The following is a 13,845-nucleotide window of genomic DNA, read 5'->3' on the forward strand; positions in this document are numbered from 1 at the left end:
AATTTTGAACTTGAACATTAAACCTTGAAACAAAAAAATGAACCACAATTCCACATTTCCAATAAAACAAAATGAACTTGATATGCTTCGAGATGAAGCAACTGGGTATTTAAAATCTGTTCAATGGGAGCAAAGTAATAAAGCAAAAAGTAGAGATAAAGACGCTAAAGATGATTCTATCTTGCTGTATTTATCAAGAGCAAATAATGGGAGCAATTTAGAAATTACATCAATTTCTAAAACTATTTTAGGGTTAAAAAAACGGTTATTACCAGATTCAATTGCAATTCCTGTACATTTAAATCAGACGTTGTTTGCGGTTCAAGAAGGCCTTACTTTAGGAATTTGGATTAAAGATTCCTACTATGATGCATCAGGTTTATCTTCTTTAAACGAACGTAAATCAGCATTAAACTCATCAGGAAAAAGAGAATTTGAAAGTAAATTACAAACAGCAACAGCTTTTCAATTATTTGCAACTGCTTATAAAATTTTACACGATTTAAAATCTTTTGCAAGTGACGATTTATCTGTGATGAAGCAGAAGTTTGCAGGAATTCCAGAAGTATCATTTTTATCACCTTTAAAAGGAATTGCGTGTGCTTTGTTTTATTTTGATAAATATTTAGGACATCCAGAAATTATAAAAACCGACAAAGATGTTGTCGATTTTACAGTTGTTTATTTTGAAGCTTTCATTGATGAAATTCAGTTGCGAAAAAGCAATTTAGAATATACAGAAACGATTGTTGATAGAACGTATAAATTAGAAAATTCAGATTTTGCAGTTGCTGGTTGGGAAAATGTTTTTCAAGGAACTGCCAAAAGTGTTGAATTTAATAAAATTCAGTTTGAGCAAATTGTTGGGAACAAAGATGCCAAACATTTTGCACGCAGATTAACAGAAAGAATGTTGAGTTATGATTTTGAGGCGCAAAAAAATCCGTTTCAAGAATTAGGAGGTTTTATGCCTGTTTTTATGGGGTATGGAATTCCAGGTACAGGAAAAAGTATGTTAATTGCAGCCATTGCAACTCGCTTAAAGGAACATTGTGATCATTTAGATATTCCGTTTTTATTTCATCCAATGCCAGATACATTGATTTCTACTTTTCAAGGAGGCTCTGCAGAAAAAATGGTGGAATGGATGAAGCCAATGCAAGATCCAACAAAAATTATTTTTGCACCTATTGATGATGCAGAAAATAATTTGCAAGAAAGAACTGCACAAGGAGTTTCTGCAGGAGTTAAAGAAGTTATTGGAGTTTTCTTGCGATATACAGAAGGTGCTTATGCAGTAAATTATGGAAATTCTTCTGTGGGTTTATTTACAAACTTACCAGAAATGTTAGACAAAGCTGTGCTTTCTAGAATTCAAGGACGTTTTAAAATTGATGGAGCAAGAACTGAACACGATTTTTTAGATCAAGATTATATTTGGTGGAAAAAATTTGAAAAAACAATTCCAGATTTTGTAAACATGCAAAACCCTAGGAATTACGATTTTCTAAAAGACCAAGGTGTTACAAAAAGCATGGGAGAAATTCTAAATTCAGTTGAAAAGCCAAGTGAAGAAAGAGTTTTAGAAGCCTATGAAAAAGCTGTTCAAAAACATACAACAAACGAACATCATTTTTTTGCAACGTTGTATAAAGAAATTCAGAAAATATTTCCATTCTTTTCATCAAGAGATGTAAGAAATATTCAATCTGCCATTTCATTACGTTTAACAGATTTTGATTTGGAGCAAGATTGGTTTGAGAATCCTGAAATTTATTTCAAAAAAGACTATCAAACAAAATTTAATATGTTGCAAGAATTAATGAAAAGCAACATGAAAGGTTTAGATTTTTCTGAAATTAGAAGACAAGAAGTGGTACGTTATTTAGACAATGTTGCCACAATTGCAGATACAGATTTTAAGCGTAAAGTAGATGCAAGAGTAAATCAATTAAACATCGATTTAGAAGCAAGAAGAAATTTTGAAAATGAGTAGAATAAAAAACCTTAAAAAGACATTATTATCTGATAATTATTATACACTTTCTAAGTTTAATTTCGATTATCAAAAATCTGATGGAAGTTGGGTAAATCCAATGCGTGAAGTGTATGAACGTGGTCATGGAGCAGGAATTCTGTTATATAACACCACAAAAAAGACAGTAATTCTCATCAAGCAATTTAGGTTGCCAACGTATTTACACGATCATAAAGACGGATTTTTAATTGAAATTCCTGCAGGCTTGTTAGATGAAGATAATCCTGAACAATGTATTATTAGAGAAACTGAAGAAGAAGTTGGTATTCGAATAAAATCTGTAAAGAAAGTGTATGAAGGATATTCTTCTCCAGGCGTTTTAACTGAAAAAATGCATTTTTTTGTGGGTGAATATACAGAGGATATGAAAGTGAGTAAAGGTGGAGGTTTGGCAAGTGAAAATGAAGATATTGAAGTGCTAGAACTTCCATTTACAGAAGCTGTAAGAATGTTAAATGAAGGAGAAATTGTAGACACAAGAACCATTGTGTTATTACAATATGCACAAATTCATAAATTGTTAGATTAAAATGCAAAAACTAAAACAAGCAAATCTATACAGAAACGAACTAATTCCCATTAGTGGAAAATTAGTAGAACGTTACAATAAATGTTTGGTAAAATTAGGTTTTACACCAACCAAATTAACGTCATTTTTTATAGATGGAATTGGTTGGAGTCCAGAAATTGCTGAAGAAAAAAATGAGGTTTTTTACTTAAATAATGGCGAAGCAAATCCGCATGCAATTATAATTACACCCTTGCAAAAAGGACTGCCAATTTACAATCCATTTCATTCTTTTGATAGAGAATTAATGAAATTGGTGTTTAAAACACACAATGAGAAAATCAATAATATTACAAGAGATTCAGCTATTTGTGTAGATTTTGATCAAAATATAGATGCTTTTTACGAACCTTTAGATGTTTTAAAATACCAAGATGTAAAGATCAGTTTTCGGTTGATAGACGATTTAGATAGAGCAAAAGAAGCACAATTACAACTCATAGAAAAGTTCCATAAAGACAACAATTTTATTGATGAAAATTTGCATCAACAGTTGTTATCATCAGCAAAAAAATATGGCGATTTAAGAGAAAGAGATTTAAGTTTAGAGCCGATTGTTTTTACAACAGATTCGTTTTTTACAGAAGCTTTTGGAGGAGTTTATTTATTAAGAAACTTTATTACACCTATCTTAATTTTCGAGAAAAAAGAAGCCTATAAAGAAGCGATTAATGATACCACTTATGATGTTTTAATGTTTCATATTTCGCAACCTGAACTGGTTACACAATTAAGAGATCATTTAATTATTGAATGTAATTTGGCACAAGAAGTACCCACAAAAAGATACGAACGCATTAAAAGTTTTATTTTTGGAGAAGCTTTAAAAGATACCCAACACCCTGTAAATGATATCTTAATAGACAAAATGTTATTCAAAAGTTATTTGAATAAAATTGATTTAGAAACACGTAAAAAAGTAATGAGTGTAGAGCGTTATTTGGATAAAAAACAAACAAACAAAGACACTAAAATTAATGATATTGTAGATCAAGAATTTTATTTTGCGTTACACAAACCACATTCGTCATTAAGAGCAAATCATCAAGATTTAATTTGGAAATTACTGATAAACATTGCACCAAAAGATGTGTTATTTTGGTATTGGTATGACAAAGAAGATTTTTACAAAAACTTTAAATCGTGGCAGGAAACAAAGCAAGATTGGGTAGTGGAAACGATCAAGAATGGGTTTTAGGTCTATTGTAAGAAAATTGAAATCATAAACCAAAATAGAAAAGTTTAAAATTGTATATTTATAATTACTATTGTTCGATTAAATTTTGCTTCTATGGTGCTTTATAACATTATTGTGTTTTTTTTATTAATATTTCGCTCTTACAGAGCTAAAAATCCCAGAGGGATGAAATATTAATAGAAAATTATTTCAAAATTTTGTTAAGCCCTAGAAGGGCGATATATTAAATATTTGGTTATTTAGTATGAGTTTTGGAAGTTTATAAAGTTTTTAATCGGACAACAATAATTTATAATCATAAAATATTGAATTTGAAATCCTGCAAGGTTTTTTTTGAACCTTGTAGGTATAGTAGGATAAAAATTAAATAGAAATAATACCTACAAGGTTTTGAAAACCTTGCAGGAAAAACCAAAAACTAAACTTCAAACTCAACTATGACACTAGAACTAATAATTTTCATCGCCTCAATTTTATTTGGAGCCGTTATTTTCTGGAGAGAGTCTCAAGGAAATGGTGTGTATCGTTTTTTTAACAAAATGATGAATTCCAAAGAATTACAAATGCAAGCAACCAATAAAAAAGGCTTTGTGTATCAGCAATCATTTTTATTAAGATTGGTATTTATTACAGCCTTATTTTTAATCGGAATTGTAATCACGCGTTTTTTAATTCCAATAGATTTAGCAACAATTTCGCTTTTTGCTTCCATGATTTTTGGGACTTTAATAGGCACATATTTGGCAGGATTTATTTTTAAATCATCAGCAATTATAGACGAACAATCAGAATCTTTAGAAGATAAATTTCAAGATGTTGTAGAAAGTGGAAAAGGGTTTATCAACGATTTAAAAGCCAAAGAACCAGTAGCTATAGAAAAAGCACAAGAAGAAATAGAGAAGCCAAAAGTAGAGGCGAAAAGCGCAAGAGAACGATTGAAGGATAAAGGTTTGTTATAGTCGTATTTAGTTATTTTGATGAATATATTTGAAGATTTTATTAAATTTTATAATAATCGGAATTCTGATAATTGGAATTTTGCAGAAAATTATATTCCTGATTTTTTCGAACTAAAATATCTAATTCATTGGGATTATGGAATTATAGATAATTTTCCGTTTGACAAATATCCATTGGAAAATGGGACATTTGAAGAAATGAATAAGAGAGTTAGAATTGAACAAGAATTTAATGTTCTTTTAAAAGAGGAAAAATTTTATAAACAAATTTCGATCTTAGAATTAGCAAAAAGATTTAATGTTACATTTTCACATAAAACAATTGATTTAATTCCTGAAACACCAGGAGTTTCAGTTTTAGATAATTTAAGCATAGCTAAACTCAAAAAATCATTAAAATTACTTTCAAAAAAAGATAAGTTAAACTTATTAATTTTTGATGCAGGTTATCATAAACACCATTTTGATTTCAAAGAAAAATATATAAATATTGATTTAGAAAAATATTTTGAAATCCAAGATATATTTAGCTTTCAATTAGATACTTGTCTGTTTCCAGATAACCGAGATTGGTGTTTAATAACTACTGAAGAAGTCCCAATATTATTTGGATGTAAAAAAGAAATTGAAAATGAGATAATAAATAAATTCGCTTTAGAATTATTTGAATTAAAAAATAAAGAAGAAATACATTAAACAAATATTAAGTACGAGTAAGAAACTTCAAACTTCATACTCCCAACTTCAAACATATAAATATGATCAAAACATATTGGCATAAAGGAACAAAACAAAAAAGAAACCTAATAATTCTAGGCATCATTTTTCTTGCACTAATTTTCTTTCTAAGAGACGATTATCAACCAGCATTATTGTTTTTTAGAAAGTTTATTTTCATCATTTTACTGTGTTTAACTGTACTGTTTTTTGGATTAAGAAAATTCAGGAAATCAGCAAAAACAGGCAGTAGAATCGGAATTTTAGCACTATTAGCAATCTTTTTCGGCGCAATTTATTACGTAGGTTTTTATTCAAAAATGTACGTTTATATGCAAACCTATAATGTATTTAACGATTTAAATAGAATCGAAATTGTAGAATTGCCACTAACGCAAAACGAAAGAATTCAGCCTTTAAGAAACATTTTTTCGATGGCGAACGAATCTGTAGGCGAAACCAAAGACGTTTCTTTGCCACATTTGGTAAGAGTAGACGATTCCAATCAATGGACAATGGCTATTCAGCCAACTGAAAAGTATTATTGGCAAGGAATTAAAGACAATACAGAAGAGATTTTTTCGGTATCAAGTACCACACCTTTTCCACGTTTTTCGAGCGAAAACAGAATTCCTGTAACCTTTTCAATTGGCGAATCTTTACGATTTAGTAGAAATACCTACAATGCAGTTGTGCAACGTTTAAACCCTTGGATGCTGTTTAATTACGAACCAAGTGACACTTATTATATGAAAAACGACAAAGGTGCTTGGGTGCAAGTCGTAAGTCTCATAAAGTGGAAAGGTTTCTTTTTTCCTTATCCAAGTTTTGGTGGAGTCATGGTTGTAGAAAATGGCGAGCATAATTTTAGCGATTATTTAGAGCGAATTACCATCGGAAAAGGAACGTACATTTCTCCACAAGAAATGAAAAACTACAACTATTTAACCAAGCAAAATACCTTGTCAGAAAAAGTATCGCGTTTGCAAGCAGAAAGTTTAAAGTTTTTGGCAGGTTTTTCAGATCCTTTACCTTGGAATATGAAAAGTGCCGTAAAAATTCCATTAGCACCAAAAGACCAAAATCAGCAACCTTATGTAACCGATTTCGATTTTTCTGACACCAAAGTTGGTGCCTTTTCAGGCTTGTATCATTGGTTTGGTTTAGAACCAATTGGTAATGAAAGAACCAGTTTAAGTTACAGCGTTTTTATTCCTGCAGATGGTTCAAATAACTTTTATTTTTACGATCATGCTTCCAAAAAAGAAGGTTATGCAGGCGTTTCTGCAATGCCCTTAAAAGTAAAAGAATCTAAAAAAGAGTACGATTGGAGCTCAAATGCGCCAGTAGAATTTAGGCCTTATATAAAGAATATTGCAGGTAAAAAAAGGATGTTTTTTCTAGGCACAGTTTCCACGATTAGCAAAGACAATCCTCAGCAATTTGATGGTTCTGCAACTCCAGATTTGGCTTTGGTAGATAGCGAATACAGAGATGTTGTTTGGATAAATGCTAAAAAACCAAGTACTTGGAATCAGGAATTGTACATGCAATTAAATGAAGCTTGGAGAACCAGCGAAAACACCAACATATATTTCGAAAAAGAGAAAACTGTTTTAGAGCAAAACCGTCAAATTTTAGATTCCATTCAGTTATTATCTAACCAACAAAAAAGATGGAAGATATACAACGTTTGCAAAAACAAATCGATTCTATAAAAATGAACAACTAGGGTATGCAAAACTTGTTTCAGTATTTTGTTTTATTTTTTTAGGAGCTATTTCCAGCTTTCCACTATATCTTTTTGCGAAAAGCAAAAAGGATGTCGTTTCAATCTGGGCTAGACTTGTTTGCTGATTTTTAGGGTTTGGATGATTTTTTGTGTTTCGATAACGTGTTTGTGCAAGCTTATTTCTGATTTTAAGCTTTTAAGTCGTGAGTAGAAAGTAAGTAAAAAGTCAGCAATTAAGTTTTAGCCACTGGCTTTTTCCTAATTATTTACTTAATGCTTTTAATATTCTTTCCTCGTTTATTACTATATCTCGAAACAAAACGTGTGGAAATTCATTATATTTTGATGTTTTAAATGCCTCTAAAATATTAGATAGAGTAGAAGCTGTAATTAGAGATAAATTCATTTCTGTATCCATTTCACAGTCTGTGACAAAATCATCACTAAATTCTGGAGCAACAAGTAAAATTTTAACAATTCTGAAATTATTTTTCAGAGCTAAATTTTGATAAGATTTTAATTGCCTTGAAACAGAACTAAACTTATTATAACCTTTTTCCTTGCTTGTTTTACATTCTACAATTATAATTTCGTTGTTTTCCAAGTTTAAAAGAATATCAATCATATCCTTTTTTGTATTCAGATTATTTTTAAAAGTGTCATCTACATTAAACCCTAAACCTTGAAATATTATTTTTGTTAAATCCTCGAATTTAATTCCGAGTTCACTTTCCTTGACTGTAATTCCGTTTTCTTTTAATAAATTGAGATTTCTGTAAGCAACGTTTTCATAATTTTCTAAATATAAATTCTCAACATCTTTATAATGTTCTAGTATATTTAAAATATCGTCACCACGTTGTTTTACTCCATTATCTTTAATGAAACTGGTTAAATCTTCTTTAAGAATTAAGTCTAAAATATCTCTCGGCTTTATATTGTAATCAAGTAAAAAATCTGCTTTTAAAACAAATTCATCCTGTAATTCAAATTGATCTTTTATCTGTTTATTTAGTTTTGGAAGAGATTGATTAAGTTCAGATAATAATTTATCAAAACCATCTAAAGAAATACCCACTTTTTCATCACGCTCAACATTTTCAAAGTGTTCAACAAGACTATTTATTTTATCGCCTAAAGTACTTCCTTTTAAATTTGAAATATTTAAACCCTTTTCACAAAGTTCATTTAAAGTCTTTTTCTTTTCAGTTAAAGTGCTTCCTGGTTTATAAATATCTTCTAGAAGTAAATTATTAAAAGATACTCCTTCTTTAATTATTTCCTCAATTTTTTGAGCGTAAGATAATTTTCTATCGATATTATGCTCTCTACCAATTTGGTTTATAATTGGTTCTCTCAATAATTTCAGAGTTCTTCTATAAAATTTAGTAGCGATTTCTTTTTTTCTGACTTTACGTAACAATCTTACCATTTCGTCTGCAACATAGATTGTATTTTCTTTATTTGAAAAAAAGATAACTCCAATATTTTTTAAACCTTTTATGACTTCTTGAATATCAATTTTTTTTATTGGTAAAATTGAGTAGTTTATTAACTTAACTTCTTCTTGTGATAATCCTAATTCTTTTGATAAAGTTATAATTATTGATAATTCATCTGAAGTTATTTTAGCGTCTCTATTATTTGCTATATCATTTTGATAAGCAGTTTGTAAACAAGATTTATAAATTCTATAATCTCGTTTTCTGATAGCACTTAATTCAGATTTATCATTATCAAAGTCAGAGTTTAAACCTTTAATTTTTGCTTTCAGATTTTTAATTTCTGTTTCATATAATCTTGAAAACCAATCTTGTTTCATTATGCAATTTCCATCACGTATAATTATATCAATTAAAATATCTAATTGTGATGTAATTTCTTGAAATTCACATTTGATATGTTCTTGAAATTCATTTGAAGTTAAGGCAAATACATTAGATATATTTTGATTATCAACTGATTTTAAACCTTTATCAGACGAACTTAAAATTTTATCAATTTCTTTTCCGTTTTTTGGGTTTTTCGTGATAATATTATCTATTATTTTAATAAATGAGTTCTTTTCAATTGAACCAAGTTTATCTAAAATTTTTTCTAATTTCATATTTTTTCTTTTTTTAGCAATATTTTTTAGCTTGTGGCTAACTCTATTCGGATATTTCTAATTCATTACATCCAAAGTTAGCTAATTTATTGGTTTTACTCTAAAATATCAACAGGAAAAACCCCTTTAACTATAAAAGAGAACTGAAGATAATAAATAAGCAATACAATTTTTCTCTAAATATAAAAAAAATAATTTCATCTAAAATATTTCCTTGGATATATTTTCCTTGGTAAATAAAAAAATGTTTTGTAACTTTGTACTAGAATTGTAAGCAAGATTTTTAAAGTAATTATTTTACTTGGAAAAAAATAAAAGCATAATGAAACAACAATCTGAAGTCCTTTTATCAGAAAAAAAATACCAAGGAGAAGCAAAAATGAGAAATCATTTTACGGTTTTAGATGAACCTATAAAAGCTGGTGGAGGAGATACAGGTCCAACTCCTGTTGAATATTTGTTAACAGCAATTGGAGGTTGTGTAGCCATGACTTTAAGAATGTATGCAGAAAGAAAAGATTGGAATCTTGGCGAAATAAAAGTAATTGTTTCACAAAAAGAAGCGCTAACTTCTTCAGGAATTAAAAAATCGTTAATAGAAGAAATCTCTTTTGAAAACAAAATTACAGCCGAACAAAGAATAAAATTACTGGAAATTGCAGGAAAATGTCCTGTAGCAAAAATGGTAAAAGGAGAAACCGAAATTGCAACGAGTATTGTGTAAATCAGTTGGCAGTGGTTCAGTCTTCAGTTGGCAGTAAATCAGTTGGCAGTCTCAGTTTTCAGTTGATCACTGTTGGAGATTGACTGTATAAAATTAGTGAAAGTTCAGAAAATGTCAGTTCGAGTGATTTTTATTTTTCGAAAAATTGTATCGAGAACAGGTTAAAAATAAAAAAATATATTAAAATGAAGAAAATATTAGCCTTTGCAGGAAGCACAAGCTCAACATCTATCAATAAAAAATTAGCAACGTTTGCAGCAGAAAATTTAGTAAATACTTCTTTTGATGTCATCGATTTAAGAGATTTTACAATGCCAATTTATAGTGAAGACGAAGAAAAAAACGGTTTTCCAGAGGACGCTAAGAAATTAAGTTCATTATTAGATAATTATGATGGTTTTATACTGTCTCTTGCAGAACATAATGGGTCTTATGCAGCAGCATTTAAAAATATTTTTGACTGGTGCTCTAGACTTGAAAACAAAGTTTTTAGAAACAAATCATTATTATTAATGGCTACTTCTCCTGGTGCAAGAGGAGGACAATCTGTATTGAGTGATGGAGTTGCTAAATTCCCTTTTATGGGAGCAAAAGAAATTATTTCTTACACTTTACCATCTTTTTACGATAATTTTAAAGAAAACAAAATTGTAAATGATGAATTATTATCTCAATTAAAAGAAAAAGTTAAGCAGTTTGAAAGTACACTAAAAGAATAATTATGAAAATAGTTTTATACGGAAAACAAGGACACGCATATACAGTTGCCTTTAAAAATTTCTTAAATTCAACAGATATTCCTTATGTCTACAAAGATATTTCTAAAGATGTAGAAGCAAGAGAGCACAGTAAAGAGTTATATGATGGAGTTGCAAAATTTCCAACATTATTTGTTGATGATAAAGTTTTTTTAACACCAACAACTGAAGAGTTTAACAAAATAATGCAAGATTTAAAATTAAGAGCGTAAAAAAGTTTGAAGAGTGAAGTTGGGAGTTAGAAGCTTGAAGTTGGGAGATTGAAGAGTGAAGCTTGAAGAGTAAAGAGAGAACCCCACAACAGCTATGTTTTCTATGTTCCTATGTGTTCGTTTTTTATAAACAAGAGAAGAGAAGCAAGAGTCAAGAAAATAGAGGATAGAGAAGAGAGAAAAGAAAATAGAGAAAAGAGAAAAGAGAAAAAGGAAACAAGAAAATAGAGAAGATTTAACGTACAACCTATGTTTTCTATGTTCCTATGTGTTCATATTTTGAAACAAGAAAGAAGACAAAGATTGGAAGAATGAAGTTGAAATTGTTAAAAAGTTTCATCAAATGTCAGATTGATCTTGTCGAAGTTTTTTTAGTTTTAACCACGAACCACGAACCACGAACCACGAACCACGAACCACGAACCACGAACCACGAACCACGAACCACGAACCACGAACCACGAACCACGAACCACGAACCACGAACCACGAACCACGAACCACGAACCACAAAGCACTGAAAAATGGGAGATATTTCAAAAGACATAAAATCTAAATTCACAAATAACAAAGTGAAAGCATTAATCAATTTAAAATATACCTCAAATTGGTTGAGTAGTAAAGAAAATGAGTTTTTTAAACCTTATGCAATTTCGCCTCAACAATATAATATTTTAAGGATTTTAAGAGGAGCAAAAACAAAAATGAAGGTGCAAATTGTAAAAGAAAGAATGATTGAAAGAGCACCAAATGCAACTCGTTTAATGGATAAGTTATGTGACAAAAACTTAATAGAAAGAGAACGTTGTGAGGATGATAGAAGAGTGGTTTTTGTAAAAATAACAAACCAAGGTTTAGAGCTGTTAAAGACTATTGATGAAAATAAAAACATTTCTTTTTTAGAAAACTTAACAGAAGAGGAAGCTGCAGTTTTAAGCGATCTTTTAGATAAAATTAGATAGAAAAAATTTAATCAAATATTTTCCTTGGGGAATAGTATTGTTTGAAAATAACGAAATGTCAGTTCGAGTGATTTTGATTTTCCATCAAAATTGTATCGAGAACTATTCAAAATCTACAAATCATGAAAAAACTAAAATCAATACAGCATAAAACAGCAAGTCCTTTTGTAAATATGGGACCTATAAAATTACGTCAACCTTTGCCAATTCAAGGCATAGAAAATGTAGATCCATTTTTGCTATTACATCATTATGGCCCTTATGCAATTTCAGAATTTAACAATCCTTTCGATTTAGGTCCTCATCCTCATAGAGGTTTTGAGCCAATTACTTTGTTATTTAAAGGCGAACAATTTCACAGAGATTCTTTAGGAAATGAAATGGTTGTAAAAGCGGGTGGTGTTCAATGGACAACTGCTGGACGTGGAATTATTCATGCAGAAGCACCCACCAAAGAGTTTGTGAAAAAAGGTGGAGATTTAGAGGGAATTCAGTTGTGGCTAAATCTTCCTGCAAAAGATAAAATGAGTACACCAAATTATCAACATTTAGAAGACGAACAAATTCCAAAACTATTTTCTGATGATAAAAAAGTGCAATTAAACATTATTGCAGGAAATCAACATAAAGAAAAAGGATTGATAAAAACACAGACAGCAGTAAATGTGTTTACAGCAAATGCTGATGAAGGAGGAAAAATGGAAATTGAAATTCCAGCAACGCATCAATCTTTAATTTATTTATTGGAGGGAGAAGTTTTGGTAAATGAATCAGATCGTCTGAAAAAGGGAGAAAATCAAATGATTGTTTTCAATCAAGATGGAAATATCATTCAATTTGAAGCAAAAACGGCAAGCACATTATTGATTTTGTCTGGAGAACCTATCAACGAAAAAATAACCCAATATGGGCCTTATGTAATGAATACGCAAACTGAAATTTTAGAAGCAATGCGTGATTATCAAGCAGGAAAAATGGGGTATTTGTATTAAAAAAGCGCTTTCTAAAATGAAGTTTTAGAAAAACATTAACATATCATTCCTGTAAAAACAGGAATTTAAAAGAAAACAATTTTTAATAAAAACTCTGAAACAAGTTTAGGGTGATAAACAATTTTATTATGAAAAAAACAATTCACAAAGCAAACACAAGAGGATTTGCAAACCATGGATGGTTAGTAGCCAACCATACTTTTAGTTTTGGTAATTATCAAAATCCAGAAAGAATGAATTTTGGTATGTTAAGAGTATTTAATGATGATGTAATTCAGCCAAAGATGGGTTTTGGTACACATCCTCATAGAAATATGGAAATTATAACGATCCCTATTTCTGGAGCATTATCTCATAAAGATAATATGAACAATCAACGTTCTATAGAAGTTGATGAAATTCAGGTAATGAGTGCTGGAACTGGAGTAACACATTCCGAGTTTAACGATAGTAAAACAGAAGCAGCAAATACTTTGCAATTATGGATTATTCCAGAAAAAGAAGAAGTAACACCTTTTTACGATCAGAAAAAATTTGATGCTAGTAAAAGAAAAAATAAATTTTTAACCTTAGTTTCTCCAAGAGATAAGCAAGTAGAAGGCTCTTTACCAATAAATCAGCAAGGTTATATTTTGATGATTGATTTAGATAAAGATTTTGAGACAGAATACACTTTAAATAATGGTGCTTATTTTTTCTTAATTGATGGTGAAGTTGAAATTGCTGATGTAACTTTAGAAAAAAGAGACGCTGTTGGAATAACAGATACAGATAAGGTTTCAATTAAAGCACATAAGGAAAGTAAATTATTGGTAATTGATGTACCAATGAATTAGTAAAACAAGAATTTTATTATAATGTAAAAAAAAACCTGTTTA

13 protein-coding genes are annotated in these 13,845 nt (G+C 29.7%); 12 read left to right on the forward strand and 1 reads right to left on the reverse strand.

The window, feature by feature from the left end; genetic code table 11:
- Positions 1–37: 37 nt before the first annotated feature.
- From LPB03_RS15850 to LPB03_RS15875, 6 genes are all read left to right on the forward strand, one after another.
- Positions 38–1,996, forward strand: coding sequence for an AAA family ATPase (locus LPB03_RS15850; protein ID WP_065320612.1), 1,959 nt, complete (start codon positions 38–40; stop codon positions 1,994–1,996).
- Positions 1,989–2,567 carry an NUDIX domain-containing protein gene (locus LPB03_RS15855; RefSeq protein ID WP_065320613.1) on the forward strand — a complete coding sequence of 193 codons (579 nt, stop codon included), beginning with the start codon at positions 1,989–1,991 and terminating at the stop codon, positions 2,565–2,567. Before LPB03_RS15850 ends, LPB03_RS15855 begins: the two co-directional genes overlap by 8 nt.
- A 1-nt stretch (position 2,568) precedes the next feature.
- Positions 2,569–3,804 (forward strand): DUF6638 family protein, encoded by a 1,236-nt coding sequence (locus LPB03_RS15860; protein ID WP_065320614.1) that lies wholly within the window; start codon positions 2,569–2,571, stop codon positions 3,802–3,804.
- A 437-nt stretch (positions 3,805–4,241) separates the two neighbouring features.
- Positions 4,242–4,763 carry a hypothetical protein gene (locus LPB03_RS15865; RefSeq protein WP_065320615.1) on the forward strand — a complete coding sequence of 174 codons (522 nt, stop codon included), beginning with the start codon at positions 4,242–4,244 and terminating at the stop codon, positions 4,761–4,763.
- Between the two features lie 18 nt (positions 4,764–4,781).
- A complete protein-coding gene (locus LPB03_RS15870; protein WP_065320616.1) occupies positions 4,782–5,459 on the forward strand; it encodes a hypothetical protein in 678 nt (225 codons plus the stop codon).
- Positions 5,460–5,521: 62 nt separating this feature from the next.
- Positions 5,522–7,198: a DUF2157 domain-containing protein gene (locus tag LPB03_RS15875; protein WP_231953115.1), complete on the forward strand. Its 1,677-nt coding sequence runs from the start codon at positions 5,522–5,524 to the stop codon at positions 7,196–7,198.
- A gap of 276 nt (positions 7,199–7,474) precedes the next feature.
- Here the strand turns inward: LPB03_RS15875 and LPB03_RS15880 are convergent, their stop codons facing one another.
- Positions 7,475–9,319, reverse strand: coding sequence for a hypothetical protein (locus LPB03_RS15880; protein ID WP_065320618.1), 1,845 nt, complete (start codon positions 9,317–9,319; stop codon positions 7,475–7,477).
- Between the two features lie 322 nt (positions 9,320–9,641).
- Here LPB03_RS15880 and LPB03_RS15885 point away from each other — a divergent pair, with 322 nt between their 5' ends.
- The 6 genes from LPB03_RS15885 to LPB03_RS15915 all read left to right on the forward strand — a co-directional run bounded on the left by LPB03_RS15885 (position 9,642) and on the right by LPB03_RS15915 (position 13,803).
- Positions 9,642–10,043, forward strand: coding sequence for an OsmC family protein (locus LPB03_RS15885; protein WP_065320738.1), 402 nt, complete (start codon positions 9,642–9,644; stop codon positions 10,041–10,043).
- A gap of 185 nt (positions 10,044–10,228) precedes the next feature.
- Positions 10,229–10,762 (forward strand): NADPH-dependent FMN reductase, encoded by a 534-nt coding sequence (locus LPB03_RS15890; protein ID WP_065320619.1) that lies wholly within the window; start codon positions 10,229–10,231, stop codon positions 10,760–10,762.
- Positions 10,763–10,764: 2 nt separating this feature from the next.
- Positions 10,765–11,013 (forward strand): glutaredoxin family protein, encoded by a 249-nt coding sequence (locus tag LPB03_RS15895; RefSeq protein ID WP_065320620.1) that lies wholly within the window; start codon positions 10,765–10,767, stop codon positions 11,011–11,013.
- A 524-nt stretch (positions 11,014–11,537) separates the two neighbouring features.
- Positions 11,538–11,975 carry a MarR family winged helix-turn-helix transcriptional regulator gene (locus LPB03_RS15905; RefSeq protein ID WP_065320621.1) on the forward strand — a complete coding sequence of 146 codons (438 nt, stop codon included), beginning with the start codon at positions 11,538–11,540 and terminating at the stop codon, positions 11,973–11,975.
- Positions 11,976–12,097: 122 nt separating this feature from the next.
- A complete protein-coding gene (locus LPB03_RS15910; protein ID WP_065320622.1) occupies positions 12,098–12,967 on the forward strand; it encodes a pirin family protein in 870 nt (289 codons plus the stop codon).
- A 128-nt stretch (positions 12,968–13,095) separates the two neighbouring features.
- Positions 13,096–13,803: a pirin family protein gene (locus LPB03_RS15915; RefSeq protein WP_065320623.1), complete on the forward strand. Its 708-nt coding sequence runs from the start codon at positions 13,096–13,098 to the stop codon at positions 13,801–13,803.
- Positions 13,804–13,845 lie beyond the last annotated feature (42 nt).

This window comes from Polaribacter vadi, from assembly GCF_001761365.1.
GTDB lineage: Bacteria > Bacteroidota > Bacteroidia > Flavobacteriales > Flavobacteriaceae > Polaribacter > Polaribacter vadi.

Bases quoted from the DNA above. Each gene is read 5' to 3' on its own strand.
- LPB03_RS15850 (WP_065320612.1), top strand. From the start codon at position 38: ATGAACCACAATTCCACATTTCCAATAAAACAAAATGAACTTGATATG.
- LPB03_RS15855 (WP_065320613.1), top strand. From the start codon at position 1,989: ATGAGTAGAATAAAAAACCTTAAAAAGACATTATTATCTGATAATTAT.
- LPB03_RS15860 (WP_065320614.1), top strand. From the start codon at position 2,569: ATGCAAAAACTAAAACAAGCAAATCTATACAGAAACGAACTAATTCCC.
- LPB03_RS15865 (WP_065320615.1), top strand. From the start codon at position 4,242: ATGACACTAGAACTAATAATTTTCATCGCCTCAATTTTATTTGGAGCC.
- LPB03_RS15870 (WP_065320616.1), top strand. From the start codon at position 4,782: ATGAATATATTTGAAGATTTTATTAAATTTTATAATAATCGGAATTCT.
- LPB03_RS15875 (WP_231953115.1), top strand. From the start codon at position 5,522: ATGATCAAAACATATTGGCATAAAGGAACAAAACAAAAAAGAAACCTA.
- LPB03_RS15880 (WP_065320618.1), bottom strand. From the start codon at position 9,319: ATGAAATTAGAAAAAATTTTAGATAAACTTGGTTCAATTGAAAAGAAC.
- LPB03_RS15885 (WP_065320738.1), top strand. From the start codon at position 9,642: ATGAAACAACAATCTGAAGTCCTTTTATCAGAAAAAAAATACCAAGGA.
- LPB03_RS15890 (WP_065320619.1), top strand. From the start codon at position 10,229: ATGAAGAAAATATTAGCCTTTGCAGGAAGCACAAGCTCAACATCTATC.
- LPB03_RS15895 (WP_065320620.1), top strand. From the start codon at position 10,765: ATGAAAATAGTTTTATACGGAAAACAAGGACACGCATATACAGTTGCC.
- LPB03_RS15905 (WP_065320621.1), top strand. From the start codon at position 11,538: ATGGGAGATATTTCAAAAGACATAAAATCTAAATTCACAAATAACAAA.
- LPB03_RS15910 (WP_065320622.1), top strand. From the start codon at position 12,098: ATGAAAAAACTAAAATCAATACAGCATAAAACAGCAAGTCCTTTTGTA.
- LPB03_RS15915 (WP_065320623.1), top strand. From the start codon at position 13,096: ATGAAAAAAACAATTCACAAAGCAAACACAAGAGGATTTGCAAACCAT.